At 68.8% G+C, this 24370-nt stretch carries 24 protein-coding genes and 1 pseudogene; 11 read left to right on the forward strand and 14 right to left on the reverse strand.

Annotated elements, in window-relative coordinates; translation table 11 throughout:
* Nucleotide 1: 1 nt before the first annotated feature.
* Nucleotides 2-955, reverse strand: coding sequence for a TauD/TfdA dioxygenase family protein (locus AC3WR5_RS16475; RefSeq protein ID WP_492485772.1), 954 nt, complete (start codon nucleotides 953-955; stop codon nucleotides 2-4).
* Between the two features lie 315 nt (nucleotides 956-1270).
* Here AC3WR5_RS16475 and AC3WR5_RS16480 point away from each other — a divergent pair, with 315 nt between their 5' ends.
* The gene (locus AC3WR5_RS16480) at nucleotides 1271-1654 is read left to right on the forward strand and encodes a hypothetical protein (RefSeq protein ID WP_492485773.1); all 384 of its coding nucleotides are present in this window, start codon (nucleotides 1271-1273) and stop codon (nucleotides 1652-1654) included.
* An 11-nt stretch (nucleotides 1655-1665) separates the two neighbouring features.
* Nucleotides 1666-1926 carry a translation initiation factor IF-1 gene (gene infA / locus AC3WR5_RS16485; RefSeq protein ID WP_141289654.1) on the forward strand — a complete coding sequence of 87 codons (261 nt, stop codon included), beginning with the start codon at nucleotides 1666-1668 and terminating at the stop codon, nucleotides 1924-1926.
* A gap of 31 nt (nucleotides 1927-1957) precedes the next feature.
* Here infA and AC3WR5_RS16490 read toward each other — a convergent pair whose 3' ends face one another.
* Nucleotides 1958-2686, reverse strand: coding sequence for a glycine-rich domain-containing protein (locus tag AC3WR5_RS16490; RefSeq protein WP_492485774.1), 729 nt, complete (start codon nucleotides 2684-2686; stop codon nucleotides 1958-1960).
* On the opposite strand from AC3WR5_RS16490, the gene AC3WR5_RS16495 reads away from it, so the two are divergent.
* From AC3WR5_RS16495 to AC3WR5_RS16510, 4 genes and pseudogenes are all read left to right on the forward strand, one after another.
* A complete protein-coding gene (locus AC3WR5_RS16495) occupies nucleotides 2685-2858 on the forward strand; it encodes a hypothetical protein (protein WP_492485775.1) in 174 nt (57 codons plus the stop codon). The genes AC3WR5_RS16490 and AC3WR5_RS16495 overlap by 2 nt on opposite strands.
* A 168-nt stretch (nucleotides 2859-3026) precedes the next feature.
* Complete coding sequence (locus tag AC3WR5_RS16500; RefSeq protein ID WP_492485776.1) at nucleotides 3027-3422, forward strand: nuclear transport factor 2 family protein; 396 nt, start codon at nucleotides 3027-3029, stop codon at nucleotides 3420-3422.
* A 53-nt stretch (nucleotides 3423-3475) separates the two neighbouring features.
* Nucleotides 3476-3670, forward strand: a pseudogene (locus AC3WR5_RS16505) (hypothetical protein); the annotation flags it as partial.
* 24 nt (nucleotides 3671-3694) lie between these two features.
* Nucleotides 3695-4312, forward strand: coding sequence for a hypothetical protein (locus AC3WR5_RS16510; protein ID WP_492485777.1), 618 nt, complete (start codon nucleotides 3695-3697; stop codon nucleotides 4310-4312).
* A gap of 19 nt (nucleotides 4313-4331) precedes the next feature.
* Here the strand turns inward: AC3WR5_RS16510 and AC3WR5_RS16515 are convergent, their stop codons facing one another.
* From AC3WR5_RS16515 to AC3WR5_RS16540, 6 genes are all read right to left on the reverse strand, one after another.
* Nucleotides 4332-5708, reverse strand: a complete 1377-nt coding sequence (locus AC3WR5_RS16515; protein WP_492485778.1) for an efflux transporter outer membrane subunit — start codon at nucleotides 5706-5708, stop codon at nucleotides 4332-4334.
* Nucleotides 5705-6988 (reverse strand): HlyD family secretion protein, encoded by a 1284-nt coding sequence (locus AC3WR5_RS16520; protein WP_492485779.1) that lies wholly within the window; start codon nucleotides 6986-6988, stop codon nucleotides 5705-5707. Before AC3WR5_RS16520 ends, AC3WR5_RS16515 begins: the two co-directional genes overlap by 4 nt.
* 30 nt (nucleotides 6989-7018) lie before the next feature.
* A complete protein-coding gene (locus AC3WR5_RS16525) occupies nucleotides 7019-8716 on the reverse strand; it encodes an MFS transporter (RefSeq protein ID WP_492485780.1) in 1698 nt (565 codons plus the stop codon).
* A 69-nt stretch (nucleotides 8717-8785) separates the two neighbouring features.
* Nucleotides 8786-10051, reverse strand: a complete 1266-nt coding sequence (locus AC3WR5_RS16530; protein WP_492485781.1) for a c-type cytochrome — start codon at nucleotides 10049-10051, stop codon at nucleotides 8786-8788.
* Complete coding sequence (locus AC3WR5_RS16535; protein WP_492485782.1) at nucleotides 10048-10740, reverse strand: c-type cytochrome; 693 nt, start codon at nucleotides 10738-10740, stop codon at nucleotides 10048-10050. Before AC3WR5_RS16535 ends, AC3WR5_RS16530 begins: the two co-directional genes overlap by 4 nt.
* Nucleotides 10741-10826: 86 nt before the next feature.
* On the reverse strand, nucleotides 10827-11537 hold the full coding sequence (locus tag AC3WR5_RS16540) for a glutathione S-transferase N-terminal domain-containing protein (RefSeq protein WP_492485783.1): 711 nt from the start codon (nucleotides 11535-11537) through the stop codon (nucleotides 10827-10829).
* 247 nt (nucleotides 11538-11784) lie between these two features.
* Between AC3WR5_RS16540 and AC3WR5_RS16545 the strand changes: the two genes are divergently transcribed.
* Nucleotides 11785-12444 carry a phosphoribosyltransferase gene (locus tag AC3WR5_RS16545; RefSeq protein ID WP_492485784.1) on the forward strand — a complete coding sequence of 220 codons (660 nt, stop codon included), beginning with the start codon at nucleotides 11785-11787 and terminating at the stop codon, nucleotides 12442-12444.
* A gap of 202 nt (nucleotides 12445-12646) precedes the next feature.
* Here AC3WR5_RS16545 and AC3WR5_RS16550 read toward each other — a convergent pair whose 3' ends face one another.
* The 3 genes from AC3WR5_RS16550 to AC3WR5_RS16560 all read right to left on the reverse strand — a co-directional run bounded on the left by AC3WR5_RS16550 (nucleotide 12647) and on the right by AC3WR5_RS16560 (nucleotide 17770).
* Nucleotides 12647-16282, reverse strand: a complete 3636-nt coding sequence (locus tag AC3WR5_RS16550; protein ID WP_492485785.1) for a hypothetical protein — start codon at nucleotides 16280-16282, stop codon at nucleotides 12647-12649.
* A gap of 8 nt (nucleotides 16283-16290) precedes the next feature.
* Nucleotides 16291-17085 (reverse strand): hypothetical protein, encoded by a 795-nt coding sequence (locus AC3WR5_RS16555; protein ID WP_492485786.1) that lies wholly within the window; start codon nucleotides 17083-17085, stop codon nucleotides 16291-16293.
* Nucleotides 17086-17212: 127 nt separating this feature from the next.
* Nucleotides 17213-17770: an NADPH-dependent FMN reductase gene (locus AC3WR5_RS16560; RefSeq protein WP_492485787.1), complete on the reverse strand. Its 558-nt coding sequence runs from the start codon at nucleotides 17768-17770 to the stop codon at nucleotides 17213-17215.
* Between the two features lie 110 nt (nucleotides 17771-17880).
* Between AC3WR5_RS16560 and AC3WR5_RS16565 the strand changes: the two genes are divergently transcribed.
* Complete coding sequence (locus AC3WR5_RS16565; protein WP_492485788.1) at nucleotides 17881-18537, forward strand: glutathione S-transferase; 657 nt, start codon at nucleotides 17881-17883, stop codon at nucleotides 18535-18537.
* On the opposite strand, the gene AC3WR5_RS16570 is transcribed toward AC3WR5_RS16565, so the two are convergent.
* Both AC3WR5_RS16570 and AC3WR5_RS16575 read right to left on the reverse strand, forming a co-directional pair.
* Nucleotides 18538-19941, reverse strand: a complete 1404-nt coding sequence (locus tag AC3WR5_RS16570) for an alkaline phosphatase family protein (protein ID WP_492485789.1) — start codon at nucleotides 19939-19941, stop codon at nucleotides 18538-18540.
* 113 nt (nucleotides 19942-20054) lie between these two features.
* On the reverse strand, nucleotides 20055-20981 hold the full coding sequence (locus tag AC3WR5_RS16575) for a LysR family transcriptional regulator (RefSeq protein ID WP_492485790.1): 927 nt from the start codon (nucleotides 20979-20981) through the stop codon (nucleotides 20055-20057).
* A 90-nt stretch (nucleotides 20982-21071) separates the two neighbouring features.
* On the opposite strand from AC3WR5_RS16575, the gene AC3WR5_RS16580 reads away from it, so the two are divergent.
* Both AC3WR5_RS16580 and AC3WR5_RS16585 read left to right on the forward strand, forming a co-directional pair.
* Nucleotides 21072-21860, forward strand: a complete 789-nt coding sequence (locus tag AC3WR5_RS16580) for an NAD(P)H-dependent oxidoreductase (protein ID WP_492485791.1) — start codon at nucleotides 21072-21074, stop codon at nucleotides 21858-21860.
* 150 nt (nucleotides 21861-22010) lie between these two features.
* Nucleotides 22011-22571 (forward strand): flavodoxin family protein, encoded by a 561-nt coding sequence (locus AC3WR5_RS16585; RefSeq protein ID WP_492485792.1) that lies wholly within the window; start codon nucleotides 22011-22013, stop codon nucleotides 22569-22571.
* A gap of 70 nt (nucleotides 22572-22641) precedes the next feature.
* Here AC3WR5_RS16585 and AC3WR5_RS16590 read toward each other — a convergent pair whose 3' ends face one another.
* Nucleotides 22642-23355 carry an NUDIX hydrolase gene (locus tag AC3WR5_RS16590; RefSeq protein WP_141290871.1) on the reverse strand — a complete coding sequence of 238 codons (714 nt, stop codon included), beginning with the start codon at nucleotides 23353-23355 and terminating at the stop codon, nucleotides 22642-22644.
* 143 nt (nucleotides 23356-23498) lie between these two features.
* Between AC3WR5_RS16590 and AC3WR5_RS16595 the strand changes: the two genes are divergently transcribed.
* Nucleotides 23499-24368 carry a cysteine hydrolase family protein gene (locus tag AC3WR5_RS16595; protein ID WP_492485793.1) on the forward strand — a complete coding sequence of 290 codons (870 nt, stop codon included), beginning with the start codon at nucleotides 23499-23501 and terminating at the stop codon, nucleotides 24366-24368.
* Nucleotides 24369-24370: the final 2 nt, after the last annotated feature.

A 24370-nucleotide genomic window follows, 5' to 3' on the forward strand; every position in this document is an offset into this window, starting at 1 on the left:
CTCAGCGGCTGGCAGCGATCACCGCGTCCAGCTGGCCGTCGTTCGAAGCCTCGGGGCGGATGCGGGTGCGGCTGCGGCGGCCGTCCACCGAAACCGCGGCCTCGCCGTGGATCGTCACGCGGCGCACCAGACGCGGCTGGTTGCCGTAGTCGTTGATCGCGAAATGCTGGGTCGCGCGGTTGTCCCACATCGCGATGTCGCCAGCCTGCCACTGCCAGCGCACGGTGTTTTCCAGCCGCGTCACGCGGTTCTGGAACAGCTCGAACAGCCGGGCCGACTCGGTGCTGGACAGGCCGATGATCTTCTTCAGGAAGTGGCCCAGCAGCAGCGCACGTTCGCCGCTGACCGGGTGCACATGCACCAGCGGATGCTCGGCCTCGAAGACGTCCGAGACGAAGACTTCCTTGTGGTGGCGCAGCCGCTGCTCCTCGACCTGCGCGCGCTCTGCCCCGTAGTCGTAGTCGTTGCCATGCACCGCCCACAGCCGGTCGGCCAGCAGCTTCAGGTCTTCGGGCAGGTGCTGGTAGGCCGCGGCAGTGTTGGCCCAGACGGTGTCGCCGCCGTAGGCTGGCGCGATCACATTGCGCAGGATGGAGATCTTCGGGAAGGCTTCGATGAAGGTCACATCGGTGTGCCAGGAATCGGCCCGGCCGCCGCCCTTGGAAGCGTCCAGCTCGAACAGCTTGGTGCCTTCGCGCGCGGGCACGGTCGGGTGGGCCACCGTGCGGCCAAAGCGCGCGCCAAAGGCCTGGTGCCGCTCGTCGTCCAGCTGGACCTGGCCGCGGAAGAACAGCACCTTGTGGCGCACCAGCGCGGCCTCGATGTCGGCGATCACGGCCGCGTCCAGGTCGGGCGTGAGCGTCAGGCCCAGCACCTCGCCGCCGATGCGGCCGGCAATGCGGCGCACCTGCAGGTGCTGGAAGTCGTCGTCGAGAGCGGTTTGTGCAGCGGGCATCGTGACACCTTCGGAGAGCAGGATGCAGCGATGCTAGGCAGCCGCGGCCGGGTTGGCGTCGAAGGAATAACGGCTTGCATATGCCGTTGCCGCCCGCAAATGCCGATTCGGGTGATCCGCAATCCGGTTCTGAAGCGCGGTCCAGAACGGACTTTTGCCCGGCTTGCCTGCCGCGCCAAGGGCCCGCAAAACCGAAGGCCTCGCACAAAGCTGTACCATGTGCGCTGCGGACGGTCCACGAGACACTGGCTTGGCCTGCGCCCGCCACCTGTCTTTTCTCCTGTTTGACCTCCGTTTCCTGCCCGCAGCCCACCCATGGTGAGCCGCCCGGCAGGCCCCGGCGCCCTGCCCAGTGTGGCGGATCGCCTTCTCCCGGCCTGGCCTCGCGCCTCCAAGGCCACCCGGCCTTCCCAATTTCGGCCGGACCTGAAAGTCTGTATCAATCGTTCCACTTCCTCGCTCGAGATCGGCAAATACCTCGTATCGCCTCTGAGCAAGCGCACGCCTGACGCGCGCTACACCGCATCCGTTTCCATCCGCAGCGGCCAGGGCCGCGCCACGCACGACCGCGTGCTGCGCCTGCTCCCGTTGTTCAACAGCAGCGACGACGCGCTGTCCTATGCCCTCCGCGAAGGCCTGGCCTGGGTGCACGAACGCACCCCGGCCGCTTCGCGCTGCATGTCCCACACATCCTCCTGAGAGAACCCCGCATGGCAAAAGAAGAACTGATCGAAATGAAGGGCAAGGTAGACGAAGTGCTGCCGGATTCGCGTTTCCGCGTGACGCTGGAAAACGGCCATCAGCTGGTCGCCTACAGCGCGGGCAAGATGCGCAAGCACCACATCCGCATCCTGGCCGGCGATCAGGTCTCGCTCGAACTGTCGCCTTACGACCTCAGCAAGGGCCGGATCACCTTCCGCCACCTGAACCGTTCGGGCCCGCCGCCCAGCGGTGGCGGCAATCGTCGCTAAGCTGAGCTGAGCATGTGAGCGGCCAGGCGACTCAGTCGCCTCCGCCGCCACATCCCCCGCCGCAACCGCCGCCGTCCCCGCCGCAGCCCCCATCGCTGCCGCCGCCGTCCCCACCGTCACTGCTGCCGCAGCCGCCAGAGCCGCAGCCGCTTGACGAACTGCGGTCGAAGTCGGTGGCGCAGAAGCTGGCATCGCTGGCGAGGGAGGCTGCGCCCGGCTTGGTGCAATCCAGGCCGTAGCGGTAGCCGCCTTCGATGGCCAGCAGGCCGTCCAGCGCGAACAGCAGCGGCAGCCTTGCCGGCTTCAGCGGGTTCAGCGACTCATCCAGACAGGCCCAGCGCCAGGCGCGCCGCAGGCCGTGGAAACGTGTGCCCTGGCGCTGCGCCTCTGGCGGCATGGCTTCGGCCGGCGTGTGGTGCAGCGTCTTGCCAAACACCTGCTGGCAGAAGCGCTCGTAGCCGCGGGTGTAGAGGATGAACTCGTGCCACAGCGCGTCCACCGCCTTGGACGGCATGGCCACGTGCAGGCCCCTGGCCTTCAGGCAGGCCTTGAAAAACTGCTTCAGCCCGCGCTCCACGTCCGCCAACTGGCGTTCGTTCAGATGCGGATAGTGGGCTTGCAGCTTGCGCCGCAGGAAGCTGGGCAGCGGTTGCGCCAGCACCAGCGCGCGGCGGCGGGCCAGGCGGCTTCGCAGCCAGCCGTAGAGCACCAGGCCAAGGGCGATCAGCACCATGCCGGCACCGGGATGGCGCAAGGCCATGAGAACCAAGCCGCCGGCCAGCCCCAGGCCCAGTGCCCATGCGGGCGACGGCATCGGCCAACCGCGGGCCCGGTCGGTGGGTGGCTGCATCGCCGGCTCAGGACTGCGCCTGCTGGCCGGCGGGAAAGAACTCGAACTGCTTGACGAACTGCGCGAATCGCGCGGGTTCTGATTTGGGATGTTTGCCTCCTTCGGTTGTGTTGAGTGTGAATCCTCTCTTCCTGCTTCGCAATGTGCGACGGTTTGATGACGAACACATGACAGCGACGCCGCGGCCCGCAGAATCTTGTTGGTTCCACGCCATGCCTGCGCTCAGAATCGGCCACCCCAAGGAGCCGACATGAACGCTGACGCCCAGGCGATGGTCGCCGCCATCGAAGCGATGTACGCAGCCGCCAGCATCGACGACCGCGCAGGCGTCCATGCCATGCTGACCCCGGATTTCCACGTGTTCGAAAACGGCGTGCACATGCCCGGCGACGAACTCTGGGACCTGCTCAGCGGCGACTACGCCGAGGGCAAGCGCATGCGCTGGTCCGTCACCGAACCCCGCGTCGAACTCAGCGGCGATTTCGGCGCGGTGGTCTATGTGAACGTCGGCGGCATCACCGAAACCGCGGGTGCAGAACCAACCCCACTGACCTGGCTGGAAAGCGTGCTGCTGCGCCGCGACGCCACTGGCTGGCGCGTGGCCTTCCTGCATTCGACGCGGACCAAGGCGGCGAGCTCGACCTGAGTTGAACAGCTCGTCGCTTCGGGTAGGTCAGAAGCTGCAGCAACGGTGCTGCGAGAGCCTTGGTGGGGGTGATGGCCGGCTCGGACAACATACAGAGCACGGTCAGGCTCAAGGACACCGCAACCGGAAAAGTCCTGTCGGAATTCAAAGTGGAGTCCAAAAACCCCACGGCGCTGTTCACGTCCAGGGGTTTGATCGAGGAACACGCAGACAAGATAGTGGCGACGCTGCGAGGCGAGAAGCGCTGATGCTTGGGTAACCAAAATCATTCCATGACACTGCAGTCATTCAGAGGTGGCGCAAAAATCGGTTGGGTGAATGCCTCCTGGCCCTTCGGCAAGCTCAGCGTCGAGGCCCGGCAACTGACACTGACTTGCCTGGGCAGCTACACCTTCAAACCTGAGGACGTGGTGACCATCGAGCCGCACGGTTCAATCCCGGTCCTGGCCCGCGGCATCCGCATCGGGCATAACCGGATGGACTACCCGGAAACCATGATTTTTTGGTGCCTCGGCAGCCGGGAAAAGGTGCTGGACGGCATCCGGCGCAATGGCTTCGAGCCCCAAGGCGAGACCGCCAAACGGCCACCCGGTTTTGCGGTGAAGTGGCGTGTTCTGGTCGCCGCGGTCGTGCTCTGGAACGTGTTGTTCCTGTCAGGGTCGTCTTCGTTCGAGTTCAAACCTCCGCAGCCAGGCCCCAGCGCTGGCGCCTTGCTGGCCCTGCTGCTGGCCTTCGCTGCAGCCACGGCGACACGCAGCTCACCGTGGGTTCAGCAAGTGGTCTTGCGGGACGGCCATCAGGTCGGAGAGATCAAGCATTTCCTGGTGCTGCTCCAACTGATAACCGGGTTTCTTTCGCTGGTGTTTGGCCTATTGCTGCTCGCAGGCTGAACCCCGGCAACACCCAAGCTCAGCGCCGAGCATCACCTTCCCAACCACCGCCCATGGCCTGCTGCAGCGCCACCGCAGCCGTCAGTTGGTCGCCCACGGTCTGGGCCAGCGACAGCTCGGTGCTGAGCAGGCTGCGCTGCGCATCCAGCTGTTCGAGGTAAGGGCTGTAGCCGGCGTGGTAGCGGTTGGTGGCGTGCTTGAGCGCTTCGGCCAGCGCCCTTCGCTGGGCTTCGAGGTGGGCGCGCTGGTCGGCCAGCTGGCTCAGGCTGACCAGCGCGTCCTCGACCTCGCGCAGCGCGCCCAGCACGCTGCGCTGGTAGGCCAGCGCCGCCTGGTCGCGGCGGGCCAGCGCAGTCTCGGCCTGGGCTTGCAGCCGGCCGCCTTCGAAGATGGGCGCGAGCACGCTGGCGCCCAGGGACCAGATGTTGACCTGCGCATCCAGCAGGTTGGACCAGACCCGGCCGGCGCTGCCGGTGAGACGGAACTGCGGCATGAACTGGGCGCGCGCGACGGCCAGCGATGCGTCGCTGGCGGCCAGCGTGGCCTCGGCCTGGGCAATGTCGGGCCGGCGGCGCAGCAGCTCGCTGGGCAGGCCTTCGGGAACTGGCGGGGCCACGAGCGCGGCCAGCGCCAGCCCCCGTGCGGCTGGCCCGGGTGGCTCACCAGCCAGCAGGCTCAGCGCGTGCGCCTGGCGCGCGATGGCCGTCTGCACCGGCGGGATGGATTGCGCGGTGGCCTCGTATTCGGCCTCGGCCTGGCGCAGTTCCAGGTCCGAGGTGTAGCCGGCCTGCGCGCGGCCCTGGGCCAGCTTCAGCGCCTCGGCGCGCGAGACCAGCGTGTCCTGCAGGATGAGCAGCCGCGCGTCCAGCGTGCGCAGCGTGAGATAGCCGCTGGCCGTGGCCGCGGCCACGCTCAGGCGCATGGCCGCCAGCGCGTGTTCGGAGGCCAGCGTGCTGGCCTGCGCGCCGCGCACCTGCTGGTCCACGCGGCCGAACAGGTCCAGCTCGTAGGCGGCCTGGAACTGCGGCTGGACCACGCTGCTGGTGCTGCCCTGGCCAAAGGCGTTGACGCTGCGTGCGCGCTGGGCCGGCAACGAGAAGTCCAACGTGGGTGACAGCGCGGCGCGGGCCAGGTTTTCCTGCGCCCTCGCCTCGCGCAGCCGTGCCACGGCAGTGGCCAGGTCGGTGTTGCGGGCCAGTGCGCGGTTCACCCAGTCGACCAGCACCGGGTCCTGGAACTGGCGCCACCAGTCCTGTTGCTGGGCGGCCATTGGGCTGTTCAACACGGTCTGCCAGGCGGGCGGCAGCGGCACCTCGGTGACAGCCGGCGAGACGGCCGGCGGCTGCGCGCAACCGCCCATCACGCTCAAGGCCAGCATCCACGCAACACGCCTCACTGCGAACTCCCTGACGCTGGCACGCTGGCCGCCTGCGGCTGCGAGGGTGCGGCCACCGGCACGAACACCGGCGCCTGGCCGGGTTTGGCCGTGTCCACTCGCGCGACCACCGACATGCCGGGCCGCAGCCGCGACAGCAGCGGCTGGCCCGGGTCCAGCGCAATGCGCACGGCCAGGCGCTGCGAGACCTTGACGAAGTTGCCGGTGGCGTTGTCGGGCTTGATGACGGCGAACTCGTTGCCTGTCGCCGGCGCAATGCGCTCGATGCGGCCGTTCAGTCGGGCGCCGTCCAGCGCGTCCACCAGGATCCACGCCGGCTGGCCGGGCTGCATCTTCGAGGTCTGCGCTTCCTTGAAGTTGGCAACGATCCACAGCGTGGGTGGCACCAGGAACAACAGCTGCGTGCCGGCCGTCACGTACTGGCCCTGGCGGACGCTGACCTCGCCAATGCGCCCGTCGCGCGGCGCGCGGATCTCAGTGTTGGCCAGGTCGATCTCGGTCAGCGCCAGCGCGGCGCGGGCATTGGCCACTGCAGCCTCGAGTCCGGCGCGGCCCACGTCCACGCTGCGGGTCTGCTCGTCGGCCACGCGGTATTGCGCCTCGGCCTGCAGCACCGCGGCCTCGGCCTGGCGCAGCGCGGCCAGCGTCTGGTCACGCTCACGCAGCGAGACCGAGCGCTGCTCGACCAGCTCGTTCACCCGCGCCATGTCGGCCTGGGCGCGGGTGAGCTGCGCGCGCGCATTGCTCACCGCTGCCGCCTGACCCTGCAAGGAAGCCGCGCTGCTGCGCTGGCTCTGCGTGAAGTTGGCCAGGCTGGCCTGGGCGGAAGCCAGCGCGGCGCGGGCCTGGGCCGTCTTCTGTTCGTAGATGCGGTGGTCGATGCGCACCAGCGGCTGGTCCTGCTTGACGTCCTGGAAGTCCTGCACCAGCACCTCGTTCGCGTAGCCGCTGACCTGCGGGCTGATGACCGTGGTCTGGGCGCGCACATAGGCGTTGTCGGTCGCCTGCACCGCGCCTGAGAACGGCGGCAGGTCCCACACGTAGAGCACCAGCAGCGCGCCCAGCACGGCGATGGCGGCGAAGATCAGCGTGCTGCGCAGGCCGCCGGTGGGAGGCGCCCAGCCTTTTGGCGTGGCAGGTGGTTCGGCCGGCGGCGGGCCTGCAGCTGCCGGCGCGCCGCCGGGCAAGGCGCCCGGATCGCGCAGCTCCACCGGGTCGCTCAGGCGCTCCGCATGAGCCGGCGAAGGAACGGGGGCGGCGGGTGGCGGGGCTTCGCTCATGGGATGCTGTGCGTGGAGAGGTTCATGGGCTCACTTGCCTTCGGCCTGGCGGGCGCGCATCGAGGCCATCGCGGCGAGTTCGGCGGCCAGCGGGTTGATGCCGCGGCTGCGCAGCCACAGCCAGCGCGCGCCGACGATCAGGCTGGCCAGCGCGGCCAGCACGGCGATCAGCAGGAAGACGTCGTTGTAGGCCAGGATGTTGGCCTCGCGGGTGAGCTGCTGGCCGAACAGCGTGTTGCCCTGCAGGCGGCGCTGCGCGGCGTCCACCAACACCCGGCCGTACGAGGCGCTGAGCGCGTCGATGCGCCCGCTGACCAGCGGGTCGCCGGCCAGCGGGTTCTGCGTCAGCACTTCCGAATGCCAGCGCTCGCGGATGATCTGGAAGCTGCCCAGCAGCGCCGAGCCGCCCAGGCCGCCCAGCGTCTGCGCAATGCCGAAAATGGCCGAGAAGCTGACGATGTGGCTGGGCCCTTGCGCCAGCGCCCGCACGATGCCCACCATCATCAGCGGCCCGAGGAACAGGATGGCGGCAAACGAGATCAGCGCCTGGCTGATGTAGAACTGGGCCGGGCGGGTGAGGTTGCTGGCGTCCGAGTCCATCCACGCGCCAATGGCGATCAGCACCGTGGAGACCAGGATGGGCCGCAGCAGGTCGTTCGGGTTCATCGCCCGCACGCTGGCCACCAGTCCGGCCAGCGTGGCCAGCGTGACGACGACGTACAGCGTCACCAGCTGCTCCTGCCCCATGCCCACGGCCGTCAGCAGCCCGAGGGAGCCGAAGCCCTGCTCGGACAGTAGTACCCGCATCACCGCCGCCATCAAGCCGAACTGCAGGATCTGGCTGCTGCCCAGCCAGCGCGTGTTGAGCAATGGGTTGGCGCGGTGGTGCTCGATCAGCAAGGCCGCGGCCACCAGCACGATGGACGCCGCCAGCGACCAGCCCACCCACGGCGAATGCCACCAGACGATGCGCCCGACCGACAGCACGCCGCACAGCAGCGCCATGCCCGGCACCATCAGCAGGAAGGTCACGAAGTCCAGCGGCTCGAAGGCGTCCACCGTCTCGCTGGGCGGCAGGCGCAGCAGCGCGGCGGCGGCCATGCACAGCAGCGACAGGCCCAGCTCCAGCAGGAACAGGAGCTGCACCTCGTCGCCCTCCAGCAGCGTGGGCGAGATGACGCGCGCCAACGGCAGCGCCACCTGCGACAGCCCGGTGCCGATGACCATGCCGGCCAGCCGCGCCGAGGCCGGCATGGCCTGCATCACGTAGAACAGCGCCACGCTGGACAGCGCGCTGGCGGTGACGCCGCTGAGCGCGCGCGCCACCAGTTCCAGCGAATAGCTGTGCACGAAGAACTGCAGCAGCGCCACGCCCACGAAAGCCGGCAGGAACAGGCGGATGAACCAGCCGGCGCCGAACTGCTGGCGCAGCTTGATCAGCAACAGGCTCATGCAGATGTTGCTCATCGAGTAGGCCGCGGTGAGCCAGGCGCCTTCGACGCTGGTGAGGCCGAGCGCGCCCTGGATCTGCGGCAGGTTGGCCACCAGCAAGGCGTTGCTGAAGCCGCTGGTGAGCGCCAGCAGCGCCCCGATCAGGAAGTAGGCGACGCGCCGCGCCACCGGGTGCGAAGGCGTGGCGGGCGAGCCCGGCATCAACGGCCGCTCGTGCGGCTGGAAACGGTAGGCGGGCGCGGCGGCGGAGGCGGGGGAAGGTGCAGGGGCTGGCATCTCGCATGGCGCGGCCGAAGCGGGCCTCGCGGCGAGCGACGCTATCAGCCTGCCTGCGGCGCGTCCAGTTCAGCGTGCCCGCTGCACGTCCAGCAGCGAAACCGCCGAGGCCTGGTGGCCCCAGGCCTGGCGCAGGTAGCTCAGCAGCGCGGCGAGCTCGGCATCGTTGAACTGCTGGGCAAACGGCGGCATGCCGAAGGGCCGCGGGTTGCCCGCGGTGGCTGGCGCAAAGCCGCCATGCAGCACGCTCTTGATCAGGTTCACCGAAGCCGGCAGCGTGACCGCACGGTTGCCGGCCAGCGGTGGGTAGATGCCGGCCACGCCCTGCCCCTGCTCGCCATGGCATTTGGCGCAATGCTGGCCGTAGAGCTGCTCGCCCTGGCGCAGCACCGTGGCCTCGGCGGCCGGCGCCGGCGTGGGGTCGGCCGCTTCCTGCGGCAGCGCCTGCAGGTAGCCGGCCATGGCCTGCAGGTCAGGCGCGCTGAGGTATTGCGTGCTGCGGTAAACGACCTCGGCCATCGGCCCGGTGGCCAGGCCGTGCGGTGCCACGCCGGTCTGCAGCAGCGCCACCACGTCAGCGGCGGGCCAGGAGGCCACGCTGGCTTCGTCGGCCGCGGCCAGCGATGGCGCGTACCAGTTCTCCATCGGGATCAGCCCGCCGCCCAGCTCGAACTCGCCGCGGCTGGCGCCCAGCACGTTGCGGGCGGCGTGGCAGGCCACGCAATGGCCCAGGCCGCGCACCAGGTAGGCACCGCGGTTCCATTCGGCGCTGCGGTTCGTGTCGGGCACGAAGCTTTCGGCGCGGAAGTACAGCGCGCGCCACACAGCCAGCGCCGCCTGCTGGTTGTACGGGAAGCGCAGCGCATGCGGCGTGTTCGCGCGGCGCACCGGCGTCAGGCTTTGCAGGTAGGCCCACAAGGCATCGCTGTCCTCGCGCGTCACCTGCGTGTAGCTGGGGTACGGGAAGGCCGGGTAGAGCAAGCGACCGTCTCGCCCGCGCCCATGGTGCAGCGCGCGCCAGAATTCGGAAGGGGACCAGCGGCCCAGGCCGGTCTGGTCATCTGGCGTGAGGTTGGGTGCGAACAGCGCGCCAAACGGCGTGTCCACGCGGCGGCCGCCAGCATATTCAACGCCGCCGCGTTCGGTGTGGCAGCCCACGCAATTGCCGGCGCGCGCCAGGTAGGCGCCGCGCGCGACCAGGGCGGCGTCCAGCGTGGCCGGGCGTTCGCTGGAGACGGGTGCCTCGCCGCGCTGGTTCAGCCAGGCGACCAGTGCCGCGCCGCTGACGCTCAACACCAACAGCGCCAGCAAGATCCGCCATGCGACACGTTTCATGGCGCGCCACTCCCGCAGCGCAGCGGCGCGGGCGCTGCCAATGCCGCGGCCGGCTTCGCATGCGCTGGCGGGCTTTGCGTGGCCAGCCACGACGAGACGGCGTTCAGGTCATCGACGCTCAGCTTGCGCGCCACGCTGGCCATGCAGTCCGGCGCCAGGGCCTGGCGCTGGCCGCTTTGCCAGGCGCCAAGCTGGGCCACCAGGTAGTCGCGCGGCAGGCCGATCAAGCCGGGCGTGGCCGGCTGCACACCGGTGAGCTGCGCGCCATGACAGGCCGCACACGCCGGCAGCCCGCGCGCCGCGTCGCCTTGCGTGGCCAACACCGCGCCGCGGCTCAGCGTGGCGGCCGTCGCCTGGATGGGCGGCGCAGGCGGGTACGGCAGGTCAAGCGAAGCGAAGTGGCCCGCAATCTCGCGCAGGTAGTCGTCCGACAGCTGGGCCAGCAGGTAGCCCATCGCTTCGTTGTGCCGCGTGCCGGCGCGGAAGCTCAGCAGTTGGTTGTAGAGGTAGCCGGCCGGCTTGCCGGCAATGCGCGGGAAGTAGCCCTGGCGCGTGGCCTGGCCCTGCGCGCCGTGGCAGCCGGTGCAGGCCTGCACGCGCTGGGCCATGCTGTCTTCCACCGGTGCGGCGAAGGCGCCTGCCGTGGCCCACATCGCCACGGCGCACAGCAGACGGGAGAACAGGTGCATGCAAGGCCCGGAGCGCGAAAGGAAGCCACGATTGTGACCAGCGCCGCCGCCGCGGCCATGCAATCAAACCCGATCAGCCAAAAGGATCAGGCTGCCGGCCGCGCAGGGATTTGCAAACCGCGGGCCACGGCCGGGCGGGCCACGAAGGCCTTCAGCACGCGCTGCACTTCGGTGAACTCGTCGAAGCCCACCAGTTCGCCGGCGCCGTAGAAGCCGATCAGGTTGTTGATCCACGGGAAGGTGGCGATGTCGGCGATCGTGAACTCGTCGCCCATGAGCCATTCGCGGCCGGCCAGGTGGTGGTTCAGCACGCCCAGCAGGCGCTTGCTCTCGGCCACGTAACGGTCGCGCGGGCGCTTGTCTTCATAGTCCTTGCCGGCGAACTTGTGAAAGAAGCCGAGCTGGCCAAACATCGGGCCGATGCCGCCCATCTGGAACATCACCCACTGCAGCGTCTGGTAGCGGCCGTGGGCATCGGCGGGAATGAAGCGGCCGGTCTTCTCGGCCAGGTAGACCAGGATCGCGCCGGATTCGAACAGCGCCAGCGGCTGGCCGCCAGGGCCGTCCGGGTCGATGATGGCCGGGATCTTGTTGTTCGGGTTCAGCGACATGAACTCCGGCGTCAGCTGGTCATTGGTCGCGAAGTTCACCAGGTGCGGCTCGTAAGGCAGGCCCAGTTCCTCCAGCAGGATCGAAACCTTCACGCCATTGGGCGTGGGCAGCGAATACAGCTGCAGCCGCTCGGGGTGCTGGGCGGGCCACTTGTGGGTGATCTGGTAGTCGGCAAGTGCGGTCATGGCAGATGTGCTTTTCGATGAGGAGGCAAAACCAGTTCGATTCTGTTCCGCCGCCGCGCAGTGCCGTGTCCGCCTCCCAAAGCCCTTGGTCCGCATGCGACCAAGCCCACCGGCCCGCGCAGGGCGCCCCGTTGCGCTGTAGAAGCGCAGCGCCGCGGCTGTGCAGCGCCACCCGGGTTTGTCTGCTGGCAAGGGCACGTGGCTTGCCGCAGTCTGCTACCAACCACTCACCCCCGAGGAGCGTGCGATGGAAACCGTGTTCAAGAACCGCCGCGAGGCCGGCCTGGCCCTCGCCGAGTTGCTGTATGCCTACCACCAGCGCAGCGACGTGACCGTGCTGGCACTGCCGCGAGGCGGCGTGCCGGTGGGCTTCGAAGTGGCGCAGGCGCTGGGCGCGCCGCTGGACGTGCTGGTGGTGCGCAAGCTCGGGCTGCCAGGTCGACCGGAGTACGCGATGGGCGCGCTGGCCAGCGGCCCCGCCGGCCCGGTGCAGGTGCTGGACCGCCGTATCCTGCAGCTGATGAACGTCAAGGACCAGGCCGTCGCCGAAGTCATCGACGCCGAGCAGCGCGAACTCGCCCGCCGCGAAACCCTTTACCGCGGCGGCCGCCCCCTGCCTTCGCTCGCCGGCCGCACCGTCATCGTCGTCGACGACGGCCTGGCCACCGGCAGCAGCATGCTCGCGGCCGTGCAGACCCTCGCCGCCCAGCAACACCCGCCCAGCCGCATCATCGTCGCCGTCCCCGTCGGCTCCGAAGACGCCGTGGCCGCGCTGCGCCAGCGCGCCGACGAAGTCCTCTGCCTCAGCACCCCGCCAGACTTCCAGAGCGTGAGCCGCTGGTACGAGGGCTTCGGGCAGACGGAGGATGAGGAGGTGCGGGCGTTGTTGCAGCAAGCGAGGGGCTGACTGCCGCACCATCGTTGCCGCGATCCCGGCGGCCCTGGCGGTGGGCGGACCGGACAATGGCGCGCCCGGCATGCGGCTGCACTACAGCCCGAATTGCCAAGCTGCTTTCCTCATCGATCCTGGTGGGTATCACATCAAAGTCGCTATGAAGGTGCCAGAGCAGGAAGCTGGGCGGCTCCCGACATCCAGCCGGGTCGCCCCTTCAAGCCATGCCCGAACCGCGGTCACGCAGCAGGGCCACGAGTTCGTCGGCGCCTCGCGCACCGTACAAGGCCTGACTGCGAGCCGATGGGGGCAGCAGCTTGTCCAGCGGCAGCACGGTCTGCCCGGTGTCCTGCGCGAACTGGTAGAGCTGGCGCGGCGGCGGCTCTGCCTCGTCTTCCCAGACCAGGTGCAGTGGCGACGGGAGCAGGGACAGCCAATGGGGAGGCTTTGCCAACTCAGGGGTTACGGCCTTGTGCTGCGGCGCACGCCGGTGCCGCACGCCAAGGTCTTCCGGTGCCAGCACCAGGCATAGGGCGCGGGTCGGCGCGTCGGTCCACGCCGCAGTGACTGAGCCGCGGGCCTTGGGCAGGACCACCAGGCAACCACTGGGCGCGCTGCTCGTAGGGTACAGCGCACCGAATTCCTGCAGCTCGCGCTGCAGCTGATGTCGGGCTTCGTCGGACGCCTGGGTCAACCGCTGCACACCCTCGCAAAAGCCTCCCAACCACTGCGGCTCGGCGCGACCCAGGCCAAGCCGAAGCAGGACCGAGCGCAGCAATGGGAACCGCAGCGCAGGGTCAAGCAGCAACAGGGCGCCCGGCCCTTCTTCGCCCGGCGACAACAACAAGGCCAGCAGGTGGCTCCAATGCGCCAGTGTGGCCAGCCCCGCCATTCCGGGTAACAAGCGTTCTGGGCCGACGCCCCGCATCGCACACAGAATCTCGTCCGGCCCGGCAGCAACCTCGGGTTGCCTGCGATCCTGCGCATCCAACCGGGCCAGCAACTGTTTCCAGGCCGGCGCTTCACGAAGCGCCCAGTCGTGCGAGATGCGCAGTCGCGCGCCCTGAGAACGCACCTGGGCCACACGCTGCAGCGCGTCCGTCAACGGCCGGAGCCGGCCGTCGTTTGACCATCGGAATTCGGGCGCTGCGGCCAGGGGTTCGGCCAGCAACGGTTCGATCTGCACCCGCAATCCTTCCAACACGCTGCGCACCTGTTCTGGCTTGAGTCTCGCAAAACCCAGGCCCTGGGCCAGCAAGCGCAAGGCTTGCGCCATTGCCGCCCGGGGATCGGGCTGCGGCCCTGGAACGAGGCCCGCGAGAAAGCCCGCCATCTGCAGCGCAGGCGCCAACGCGGGCGCGCTGTCGCGCAGCATCTGCGCAAATGCTTCGAGCCGCACCAAGTGTCGCGCCAGTTCGGCCACGTTGCCCGTGCCGTCGCGCGCCATCAAGAGAGCCTGGTGCGACTCCATGGCTTGCTGCCATGGCGGGCTTTGCGGCAACACCAGGGCTTCATCGATCAGCAGCTGCAGATCGGCATGCGTAGGCGACGGCAGGTGCGGGCTGCCGGCGAGCACGCTGGCCAGATCGATCTCCAGCGTCGTCACGAGGTCCAGCGCAGTCTTGGCTTGCTCGTGCGAGGCCTTTGGGTCGAGCGGTGCCGGGCTGGCAGCTGCAACCACCGGCGCGCGCGTCTCGCCGGACTGCCAGTAGCGAAAATCATAGACGCCAGCCATGCCCTCTCGCGGCTCCAGAAAGGACAAGCCGCCTTGCAGCAGTACCTCACGCACGGCCTGCTCGGGCTTGGGTGTGCGTGGTGCGCCCACCCGCTCGTGAGGATTCAGCGGCCAGCGTTGCTCCACCTGCTGCACAAGCTCGCTGCCAGCCAGCAATGCGGCCATCTCGTTCACAGTGCCGAAAAGCAGCACCAGATCGTCTTTGGATACCAGCTTGTCCTCCGCATCGACCGGTACACCGGTCGCACGACCGGGTTCGCCGTCCGGATCCTCCTCGCAGACAAAGACCTCGCCCAGGTTCATGCGCTGGTAAAGCGCGCTGCGGAACTCCTCCCGTTGCGCATCCCGCAGGTCCAGCTCGGTCTTGCCAAGCAGCCATTCACGGGTGATGAAGTACAGCGCATCCAGCAGGGTTTGGCGCATGTCCGGCCGCTGCAGCGACCAACCCACCACGCGCGGCGTGTTGAGGAAGTATTCGATGACAACCTGCAGCGTCACGTCGATCCGGTAGAAGACGGTGTCGCGCACCGTGCCGGGCAGCAGGTTCAGATCGCCGGCTTCGGTGCGCAGCGCAGCCAGTTCACGTGTCAGGTTCAACGCGTGCATCTGCGAGCGGTGTCGCAGCACCCATTTCAGAATCTCTTTATCGGCGGCGTCGGCATTCGAGACATTGCTGCCGGGCACAACGGGCGGCAGTTCCAGCACCAGCTCCAGGTAAGCATCCAGGTCGGCCGGTTCATAGGCGATCAGCAACGGGTGCGAGAAATACGACGAGGCCACGCCGTAGGCCTTCTCGCGCGCGGCCAGGCGCAGGAATTCCATGTAGCCGCGGTCGGTCAGAAAGCAGGTGAAGACGCTCTCGGCGACCAGCTTCTTCAGGTAGTGCACCATCGCCATGATGCGTTCGGACAAGCCGTCGACCTTGTCGAGCTCGTCAATCACGAACACCGGCGCCAAGCCTGCGGCCCGCAGCCGCTCCAGCAGCGTCGGCAGCACTCGGTCGAGCGTGCGCAGACTGAGGTCAGGGATGAAGGTCTTGTCGACATGGCGCTGGCGCTTGCCGGTGTTGCTGGTCGTGCGCTTGAAGGCCAACGACGAGGCCATCGCCGTGAGCAGCCCCAGCGCCAGTGCACTCGCGCCATGGCCAGGCCCGCTGGCCAGCGTACCGCCGGCCACCGCAGCACCGGACAACAGCGCCGCAGCCGGCTTCAAGGCGTCGGCAAACTTCGCGTCCAGCCCGCTGCTTTGTTCGGTGTTGCGGCCGGTCTCGCTGCTCTGCTTGGTCTCGCCGCTGAGTTCCCCCGAGATGCGCTGGTGCGCATTGCAGATGCCATTCAGCGCGACCAGCTCGCGGCTGCCCTGGTCCACGGGCGCACGCACAGGCTGCAACACGCCGCGCTCCAGCGCGCCGATGCGGTCCCATAGCTCGCGCAGCCGTGAAGCCGGCGGGTCTTCCATCAGTTCCAGTTCAAACTGTGCCGCCAGCTCACCACGCTCCTCAAGCGGTATCGCCTGACCCAGCCCGGCATCGGACAGCAGCGCGCGCCGGTAGGCCGAGGCGTATTCGCGCAACACCGCGCGATGCAGCCCGAGGATGATCTGCTTGAGCGCCAGTTGCGCCTGCAACTCAACCTTGCTGTCCTGGTCCAGCGCTGGCGGCGCAGGCGCTGCAGGGGCTGCTGCAACTGCCGGTGTTGCAGCCTGCCGGCCGGGCGCGGGCGCGGGCGCTGCGGCAGCCGGCGCCGGAGTCGCAACTGGCGCGGCCGGCGCCTGGGCCTTGGCCTGCTTCGCCTCGGCCCGCCGCACGTCGCTTGGCAAGGCGCGGAAGAGGCTGGGGCCATGCAGCATCACCGGCAAGGGCCGCAGGCCGACCTCACCACCCAGGCTGAGCTTGACGACGCTGCTCAGCACGTCGGCCACCATCGTCGTCTTGCCGGCGCCGCGGTGACCCGAGATCAGGAACGAGCGACCCTGGATGTGGCCGTCGCAATAGCGCCGCAGTTCCTGCTTCAGGATGCGACTGGCACTGGACTGCGCGGTGTAGACCCGGCCTTCCTCTCCCAGCGCGGCCGACTGGTCGCTGAGCGGGTCCGGGGCACGGCGGATGCGGAGCGCCATGGCGGCCTTCAGCCCTTGGCGCTGGCTGAAGCCACAGCCGAAGCCGAAGCGGCGGACGCAGGCTTGTCAGCAGGCCCCGGCGTGGCCGGCTCCAAACCTGATGGCCCCGGGCCTCCCAGCAAGCCAAGCAGCAACCACAGGCCCATGCACAGCAACAGCAAGCCGATCAGCAGGCGCATCAGCGCGGGTGACAGGTTCCAGCCCGTGCTTTCGCTGCCAAAGCTGCCCCAGTGACGGCGGAAGCTGAAGCCCTCGTTGCGCGGCGCTCGCAACTCGGGTGGCGCCTGGCTGGCCTGCAGACGGTTTCCCGGCAAGGACGGCAAGAAGGGCCACAGTCCAAGCGCTGCCAGCACGCAGCCCAGGCCAGCCACGCAGAGCAAACAGGCGACGAGGCCTGCTATCAGCAGCAACTGGTCGCGCACGGTCGACGGCGCAGCGTTGGCCACCGCTGGCACGTCGACCTTGGCGTCCTTGGGCTTTGCATCGCCAGGCGGCGCGGAAGCCGCTGCGGAAGCCGGCGATCCCGGCTGGCTGGCAGCGGACGCGGCACCGGGGGGCAATACCGGTGGCGCACAACTCACCTGCACTTGAACCTGCTTGGTGCCCACCACCACGGTCGGCTTGCGCGGGCCGGTCTGCTGCCCACAGTTCAACAGCACCGGCGCCGAAGCGTCGGACGCAGCGCCGCTGGCGGCCGGGCTGCTGAGCGGCCCCGGCGAAGACTTCGCCGCACACGCGGATCCCAACCAGAGCATGCCCAGCAACGCGCAGATCAGGTCACGGCGAGACGTCAACATGCGCATCGACAAAGCTCCCGGCGCAGTGGTGGTAGGGCTGCCGAGGCTTATACGCCGGCCCCCCCCGCGCGGCAACGGTCACACCTCGCACGGCGCGGTCGCATCGCCTGATCTGGGGACACCGCGGCGCCACTCAACCCGTGAACTGCCGCACCCAGCCAACGTAGGTCGCCATCCACCCCTGCAGAAAGCCCTTGCTGGCCTCGCCGACGTCGCCGTTGGCGTCGAACAGGCCTTCCTTGTGCTGAAGGAAGACCTCGGGCTGCGGCAGCGTCACCACGCCAACGGCGACCAGCACGTTGCGCAGGTGCTGCTGGGCCATGGCGGTGCCGGTGCTGCCGGGCGACAGGCCGACGATGCCGGCGGGCTTGCCGGTCCAGCTGTTGTGGCCATAGGGGCGCGAGCCGTGGTCGATGGCGTTTTTCAGCACGCCGGGGATGGAGCGGTTGTATTCCGGCGTGACGAACAGCAGCCCGTGCGACGCGCTGACCTGGGCCTTGAAGCGTTGCACGGTGGCGGCCTGCTGGGCGTCGTCGTCCTGGTTGTACAGCGGCAGGTCGCCGATCTCCAGCTGGTTGAACTCGACGCCCACCGGCGCCAGCCGCGCCAGCGCGGTGGCAAGCTGGCGGTTCATGGACTGCTTGCGCAGGCTGCCGAGGATCACGGCGATCTGCAATGGGTTCTGGCTCATGCGGGGACTCCCTGGAGGATTGAAACGCGGTGGGGACGCTCGGCACCATACTGCGAAGCGCGCCGCCGCGCAGCCAGCCTTCGCCTACACGCCAACCCCTCTTTGGCCAGATGACACCGTCACCCCTGCCCCTGCTCTACAGCTACCGCCGCTGCCCCTATGCGATGCGCGCCCGCATGGCGCTGCTGCAGGCCGGGCGGCCGTTCGAGGCCTTCGAGATCGTGCTGCGCGACAAGCCGGCCGCGCTGCTGCAGCTGTCGCCCAAGGGCACGGTGCCGGTGCTGCGCCTGCCAGGTGGCGAGGTGCTGGACGAGAGCTGGGACATCATGCGGTGGGCCTTGGCGACCGCGGACGACCCACACTGGTGGCAGGCAGCCCAGTCGCCGCCCAACCTTGCGCTGCTGCAGTGCAATGACGGTGTGTTCAAGCGCGACCTGGACCGCTACAAGTACCCCGAACGTTTCCTCGATGAGCCTCGCTCTCGCGAGGCCGTGCGCGCCGATGCGGTGGCGGCCCTGCTGCTGCCGCTGGAGGCTCGGCTGCAGGACCAGCGCTGGCTGGGTGGCGAACAGCCCTGTGCCACCGACCTGGCGATCTTTCCGTTCGTGCGCCAGTTCGCGGCCGTGGCACCGCAGTGGTTCAGCGCACAGCCCTGGCCGGCGCTGCAAGCCTGGCTGGCCGCCTGGCTGGACAGCGCGCTTTTCGCCGCCTGCATGACCAAGTTGCCAAGCCAGCAGGCGGTGGTCTTTCCAGCGCCGCGCGGCTGATCAGCGGAACCCGTGCCGGTCCGCCAGCGCGCGCAGCTGCTGCAGCTCGGCCAGGTGCTCGTCGCGCCGGCGCACGACTTCGGCGAAGCCCTTGTCCGCGCCCGGGCCGGTGCCGCGCTGCTGCAGCACGCAGGCGGTGCCAAACGGGCCGGGCGGCACGTCGAACGCAGGCGCCGCGGCGTGGTGCCGGGCGCTGAAGTCCAGCGCGTGGGCGAAGTTGGTGGAGGTGCTGCCGCGCACGCCCAGCGGCTCGAAGCCGAAGCGCCAGGCCAGCATGTTGAGGATGGCGTTGGGGTCGAACGGTGTCGACTCGACATGCCCACGCCGCGCCTTCGGGCCGATGGCCACGCAGGGCACGCGAATGCCCAGCCGGCCATCATTGCCGGTGGCGGCAAACTCCTCGGGCGAGACCGGGCCGAAGGGCGGCGCGACGTGGTCGAAGAAACCGCCCCACTCGTCGTAGTTGACGATCATCAGCGTGCGTTCCCAGTTCGGGCTGGCGCGCAGCGTGTCGTAGATGTCGTTCAGGAAGGCCTGGCCGTCGCGGATGTCGGCATACGGATGGTCGTCCCGCGAGATGCCCATGCCGGTGCCCAGCAGCGCCGGATCGATGTAGCTGACCGCCGGCAGCCGGCCGGCCGCGGCGTCGCGCTTGAACTCGCTGAAGCGGCGCGAAATGTCCAGCTGCGCGGCGCCCCACAGCGCGGTGACCGGCACGTCGCTGAAGTAGTAGCGGCCGCGCAGGCCGGCGGCCTTCAGACGGTCCCAGATGGTGGGCAGCTTGGAGATCGCAAAGGTGTTGGTCACGCGGTCGGTCTGGCCGGCGTGCATGTAGATGCGGTTCGGGAAGGTGCAGGACAGGATGCCGCTGAAGTAGTGGTCGCAGATGGTCCAGTGCTGGGCGCAGCCGGCGTAGAAGGGCAGGCTGCCTGCCGTGTAGTAGCCGATGGGAAAGGTGTCGCCCGCGGGCTGCGGCTTCAGGAAGCCGTCCATCGCGCCGTCATTCACATCGCCGCGGCCGGCGCCGTAGCTGTGGTCGGGATCGGCGCTGCTGCAGTTCTGGAAGTCGGGCGCGAGGTCGTGCGTCTGCCGCCAGTGGCCCGCGGTGTCGGCAAAGCTCAGGCCCGCCTGGCGGCCTTCGGCGCCGGGCACCCAGCCGAGGAAATGATCGAACGAGCGGTTCTCCATCATCACGATGACGAAGTGGTCGATGCCGCAGTCCTCGGGCGCCGGCAGTGGCTGGGTGGACGGACCTTTGGCAGACTCGGCGGACGCCGCCAACGCCGGCTGCGCCAGCAGCGCGCCGGTGGTGGCAGCACCCGAGGCGGCCATGCCCGCAAGCAAGCGACGGCGCTGCGGATCCTGGGGGGACGCAGAAGACGGGTCGTCGTGATCGTTTTGCATGGGGTACTCCGGCGGGCAGGCAAGGAAAAGCGGGCTGGGATCGGAAAGCCGATCCTGAGCCTGCAAGGTGACGCGGATTTGACGCCGCCGCCTGCGCTGCGCGCAGCTTCGCTTTAGGGATGCGGCGGCTCGCCGTGGCCCGCCTGCACCAGCGCCAGCAATCGCTCGCGCAGCCAGCGCTGGCCGCTGTGGCCGTGGCCGCGCTCGTGCCACAGCATGCGAACGCTGAAGCCTTCGACCGGGAACGGGCAGTCCAGCAGTTGCAGTTGGCCCGCGCGGTCGCGCACCAGCCGTTCAGGCACCAGCGCGACGAAGTCAGACTGCGCGACGATCTCCGGCACGAACAGGAAGGACGCGGCCGACAGCACCACCCGGCGACGGTGTCCGAGGGCCGCCAGCGCATCGTCCACCGGCGTGCTGAAGCCGCCGCCATTCGGCGAAACGACGACATGCTCCAGCTTCGCAAACGCCGCGACCGACAGGCCGCGCCGCAGCTTCGGATGGCCGTGCCGGCCGATCAGCACATAGTGCTCGTCGAACAGCAGCCGGCTGCGCAGGCCGGGCGGCGCACTGTGCGCCGTCATCAGCGCCAGGTCCACATCGCCGCGCGCCATCTGCGCTTCGAGCTGCGGTGCGTCCAGCTGATGCAGCGCGATGCGCACGCCGGGCGCCAGGCTGCGCAGCCCAATGGCCAGCGGCTTGACCACCGCGACCTGCATGTAGTCGGTGCAGGCGATGGCGAGGGTCAGGCTGGCGGTCGCCGGGTCGAAATGGCGGTGGCTGACCACCGTGTGGCGCACCTGGTCCAGCGCCTGGCGCAGCGGCGCCACCAGCTCCAGCGCCTTGGCGGTGGGCGTCATGCCGCGCGGCGCGGGGATCAGCAGCGGATCGTCGAACAGCGTGCGCAGCCGGTTCAACTGGGCGCTGACCGCCGGCTGGCTCAGGTGCAGCCGCGCAGCGGCCCGGGTCACGTTCTGCTCGGCCAGCAAGGCCTCCAGCGTGGCCAGCAGGTTCAGGTCGAGTCGCTTTTCGCCATCCATGCGGTGGATGGTAGCCAATCGATCTGGTGATTTCACGGATGGCTCGAGGCCGGCCAGACTGGCGGCCTTCCCCCTTCAGGAGCCATCCCCATGAGCCGCCGCGTGCTGATCGTCCATGCCCATCCCGAGCCCCGCTCGCTGAACCGCCAGCTGGTGGACGAGGCGGTGTCGACGCTGCAACAGCAAGGCCACGAGGTGATGCAGTCGGACCTGCATGCGATGGGCTGGAAGGCGGTGTTCGACGCGCAGGACTTCCCCAGCCGGGCCAACGCCGAGCGGCTGGACTTCATCGCCGAATCCGGCCACGCGTTTGCGAACGGGCTGCAGACGGCGGACGTCGAAGAAGAGCAACGCAAGCTGCTCGCGGCCGATGCGCTGATCCTGCAGTTCCCGCTGTGGTGGTTCGGCATGCCGGCCATCCTCAAGGGCTGGGTGGACCGCGTGTTCGCCTACGGCCTGGCCTATGGCTGGCAGGGCGCTGGCAACCGCTACCGCTATGGCGAAGGCGGGTTGCAGGGCAAGCGCGCGCTGCTGTCGGTCACCGTCGGCGGGCCGGTCGAAGACTACGCGCCGCGTGGCATCAACGGTCCGCTGGAGCAGCTGCTGTTCCCCATCACGCATGGCACGCTGTTTTTCCCCGGCATGGCGGTGCTGCCCACGCATGCGGTCTACGGCACCGGCCGGATGGACGAGGCGCGTGTCGCCGCGGCCCGGCTGGCCTGGCAAGCGCGACTGACTGGCCTGTTCAGTGACGCGCCAATCGCCTTTCGCCCGCAGAACGGCGGCGACTACCCGGACGGGCACGCGCTGGCCGAACAAGTGGCGCCGGGCCAAAGCGGCTTGCTGGCGCACATTGCCGAAACATCGCCGGACCGTTGACTGTTCCTGACTCGAAACACCGCTGACCATTCGAATCCGCAGAACGATGCAGTCGAAGCGCATGAACCACGCGAGCCCCGGGGGTTCTCAAAATCGAGCCCAATCCAGCGCTTCTGCTGACTCCCTCAACCCCTCGCCCCAAGGCTCGCCATGTCTGCATCCATCGTCATCGTCTATCACAGCGGCTACGGCCACACCAAGAAGATCGCCGAGGCCGTCGCCGAAGGCGCTGGCAGCGGCGCCAGCCTGCTGGCCATCGACGCCGAAGGCAACCTGCCCGAAGGCGGCTGGGAACAGCTGGCCGCGGCCACCACCATCGTCTTCGGCTCGCCGACCTACATGGGCACCGTGAGCTGGCAGTTCAAGAAGTTCGCCGACGCCAGCTCCAAGGTCTGGTTCACGCAAGGCTGGAAGGACAAGCTGTTCGCCGGCTTCACCAACTCGGCCTCGATGAACGGCGACAAGCTCAGCACGCTGCACTACCTCACCACGCTGGCGATGCAGCACAGCGGCCTGTGGGTGGGCACCGGCATGATGCCGTCCAACAGCAAGGCCGCCACGCGCAACGACATCAACTACGTCGCCTCGTTCGGCGGCCTGATGACCGCCACGCCGTCGGACGCTTCGGCCGACGAAATGGTTCCGGGCGACATCGCCACCGCCAAGGCCTTCGGCCAGCGCCTGGCCACCACGACCGCGCGCTTCGCCTGAAACGACAGACTGTTTCGCGACGACACAAGGCCGGCAACACGCCGGCCTTTTTCATGCGCCGACGAAAGCGCTAACCGAGCGCGTTGATGCCGCGCGGCACCACCGAGAGCTTGCGGCGGTACTGCGGCCGCAGCTGGTAGACCTGGGCCGGACGGTGCGCGCCGGCCATCGTCGTTTCGCCGGCAATCGGCTCCAGCATGCCCAGTTCCTCGATCTTGCGGCGAAAGCTCACCTTGTTGATCGGCTCGCCCAGCACCGCCTCGTACACCGCCTGCAGCTGCGGCAGCGTCACGCGCTCGCCGCAGAGGTAGATCGGCAGCGACGAATACTGGCTTTTGGTGCGCACCCGCGCCACTGCGGTCGCCACCATCTCGCCGTGGTCGAACGGCAGGCTGGGCAGGCTGTCGATGGGCGCGGTGCGCAGCCCTGGCCGGTCCGCCGGCAGCAGTTCAAACGCGACCACCGCGTAGTAGACGATGGACACCGACCAGCCGCGCGAATCGCGCTTCGCGCCGGACCAGGTCGCCAACTGCTCCAGGTAGGGGCTGACGATGCCGGCCTTTTCCTGCAGCGCCCGCGCCGCTGCATGCCAGGCGGTCGCGTCCTCCTGCACATGCACGAAGCCGCCCGGCAGGGCTGGCACGCCGGCAAACGGCGGCCGGTCGCGGTCCACCAGCACCACGTGCAGGGCCTGGTCCTTCAGCGTCAGCAGCACCACGTCGACAGTGCAGATCACGGCGGGGAACTCGGTCGTGGAAGCTGGGGAGCTTGGCTTGAGGGCCATGAAAGAAAACGAACTCGGTGAGGGGAAGGACTTTGTTCAGTCTAGCAACCAAGCCCGTCCGGCCGTGCGGAATAGATAGTTGCAACGTTAAACAAAGTCATCTACAGTGCGGCTCATCGATGCTTCAAGACCCGAGGAAGTCCATGACCCGCCAGAAGATCCAGCTGCTCATCATCGACCCGCAGAACGACTTCTGCGACCTGCCGCAAGACTGGTGGCCGCTGAACCCGGTCAGCGGCCAGCGCACCGCCCCGGCCCTGCCCGTCACCGGCGCCCATGCCGACCTGCAACGCGTCGCGGCGCTGGTCCGTGCCGGCGGCCAGGGCATCGGCCAGATCACCGTGACGCTGGACTCGCACCACCGCATCGACATCGCCCACCCCGGCTTCTGGCAGCAAGGCGACGGCAGCGCCGTCGCGCCGTTCACGCCCATCACCGCGCAGCAGGTGCGCGCCGGCGAGTTCGCGCCACGCGACCCGGCCGCGCTGCCAAGAACCCTGTCCTACCTGGACGAGCTCGAAGCCCGCGGCCGCTACACGCTGATGGTCTGGCCGGTGCACTGCGAGATCGGCACCTGGGGCCACAACCTGCATGCCGACCTGAAGGCCGCGCTGGGCGACTGGGAAACCACGCAGCTGACGCAACTGAACCTGGTGCTCAAGGGCAGCAACCCGTGGACCGAGCACTACAGCGCAATGCAGGCCGAAGTGCCGGACGGCACCGACCCGGCCACCGAGCTGAACCGCTCGCTGCTGGCCGAGCTCGCCCAGGCCGACCTGCTGTTGATCGCCGGCCAGGCCAGCAGCCACTGCGTGAAGGCGACCACCGAACACATCGTCGCGAACCTGCCGGCCGAGGCCGCCACGCGTGTCATGCTGCTGACCGATGCGATGAGCCCGGTGGGCGGCTTCGAGGCGAACGCCCAAGGCTTCCTGGCCGACATGCGTTCCCGCGGCGTGCAACTGGCCACCTGCGACCAGGCACTGCCGCTGCTCACCGCCAACTTCCAGTGAAG

The organism is Ideonella sp. FW305-24, from assembly GCF_058788035.1.

Coding starts and splice junctions, on each gene's coding strand:
- AC3WR5_RS16475 (WP_492485772.1), bottom strand. CDS start 955: ATGCCCGCTGCACAAACCGCTCTCGACGACGACTTCCAGCACCTGCAG.
- AC3WR5_RS16480 (WP_492485773.1), top strand. CDS start 1,271: ATGGTGAGCCGCCCGGCAGGCCCCGGCGCCCTGCCCAGTGTGGCGGAT.
- infA (WP_141289654.1), top strand. CDS start 1,666: ATGGCAAAAGAAGAACTGATCGAAATGAAGGGCAAGGTAGACGAAGTG.
- AC3WR5_RS16495 (WP_492485775.1), top strand. CDS start 2,685: ATGAGAACCAAGCCGCCGGCCAGCCCCAGGCCCAGTGCCCATGCGGGC.
- AC3WR5_RS16490 (WP_492485774.1), bottom strand. CDS start 2,686: ATGGCCTTGCGCCATCCCGGTGCCGGCATGGTGCTGATCGCCCTTGGC.
- AC3WR5_RS16500 (WP_492485776.1), top strand. CDS start 3,027: ATGAACGCTGACGCCCAGGCGATGGTCGCCGCCATCGAAGCGATGTAC.
- AC3WR5_RS16510 (WP_492485777.1), top strand. CDS start 3,695: ATGACACTGCAGTCATTCAGAGGTGGCGCAAAAATCGGTTGGGTGAAT.
- AC3WR5_RS16520 (WP_492485779.1), bottom strand. CDS start 6,988: ATGAGCGAAGCCCCGCCACCCGCCGCCCCCGTTCCTTCGCCGGCTCAT.
- AC3WR5_RS16525 (WP_492485780.1), bottom strand. CDS start 8,716: ATGCCAGCCCCTGCACCTTCCCCCGCCTCCGCCGCCGCGCCCGCCTAC.
- AC3WR5_RS16530 (WP_492485781.1), bottom strand. CDS start 10,051: ATGAAACGTGTCGCATGGCGGATCTTGCTGGCGCTGTTGGTGTTGAGC.
- AC3WR5_RS16535 (WP_492485782.1), bottom strand. CDS start 10,740: ATGCACCTGTTCTCCCGTCTGCTGTGCGCCGTGGCGATGTGGGCCACG.
- AC3WR5_RS16540 (WP_492485783.1), bottom strand. CDS start 11,537: ATGACCGCACTTGCCGACTACCAGATCACCCACAAGTGGCCCGCCCAG.
- AC3WR5_RS16545 (WP_492485784.1), top strand. CDS start 11,785: ATGGAAACCGTGTTCAAGAACCGCCGCGAGGCCGGCCTGGCCCTCGCC.
- AC3WR5_RS16550 (WP_492485785.1), bottom strand. CDS start 16,282: ATGGCGCTCCGCATCCGCCGTGCCCCGGACCCGCTCAGCGACCAGTCG.
- AC3WR5_RS16555 (WP_492485786.1), bottom strand. CDS start 17,085: ATGCGCATGTTGACGTCTCGCCGTGACCTGATCTGCGCGTTGCTGGGC.
- AC3WR5_RS16560 (WP_492485787.1), bottom strand. CDS start 17,770: ATGAGCCAGAACCCATTGCAGATCGCCGTGATCCTCGGCAGCCTGCGC.
- AC3WR5_RS16565 (WP_492485788.1), top strand. CDS start 17,881: ATGACACCGTCACCCCTGCCCCTGCTCTACAGCTACCGCCGCTGCCCC.
- AC3WR5_RS16570 (WP_492485789.1), bottom strand. CDS start 19,941: ATGCAAAACGATCACGACGACCCGTCTTCTGCGTCCCCCCAGGATCCG.
- AC3WR5_RS16575 (WP_492485790.1), bottom strand. CDS start 20,981: ATGGATGGCGAAAAGCGACTCGACCTGAACCTGCTGGCCACGCTGGAG.
- AC3WR5_RS16580 (WP_492485791.1), top strand. CDS start 21,072: ATGAGCCGCCGCGTGCTGATCGTCCATGCCCATCCCGAGCCCCGCTCG.
- AC3WR5_RS16585 (WP_492485792.1), top strand. CDS start 22,011: ATGTCTGCATCCATCGTCATCGTCTATCACAGCGGCTACGGCCACACC.
- AC3WR5_RS16590 (WP_141290871.1), bottom strand. CDS start 23,355: ATGGCCCTCAAGCCAAGCTCCCCAGCTTCCACGACCGAGTTCCCCGCC.
- AC3WR5_RS16595 (WP_492485793.1), top strand. CDS start 23,499: ATGACCCGCCAGAAGATCCAGCTGCTCATCATCGACCCGCAGAACGAC.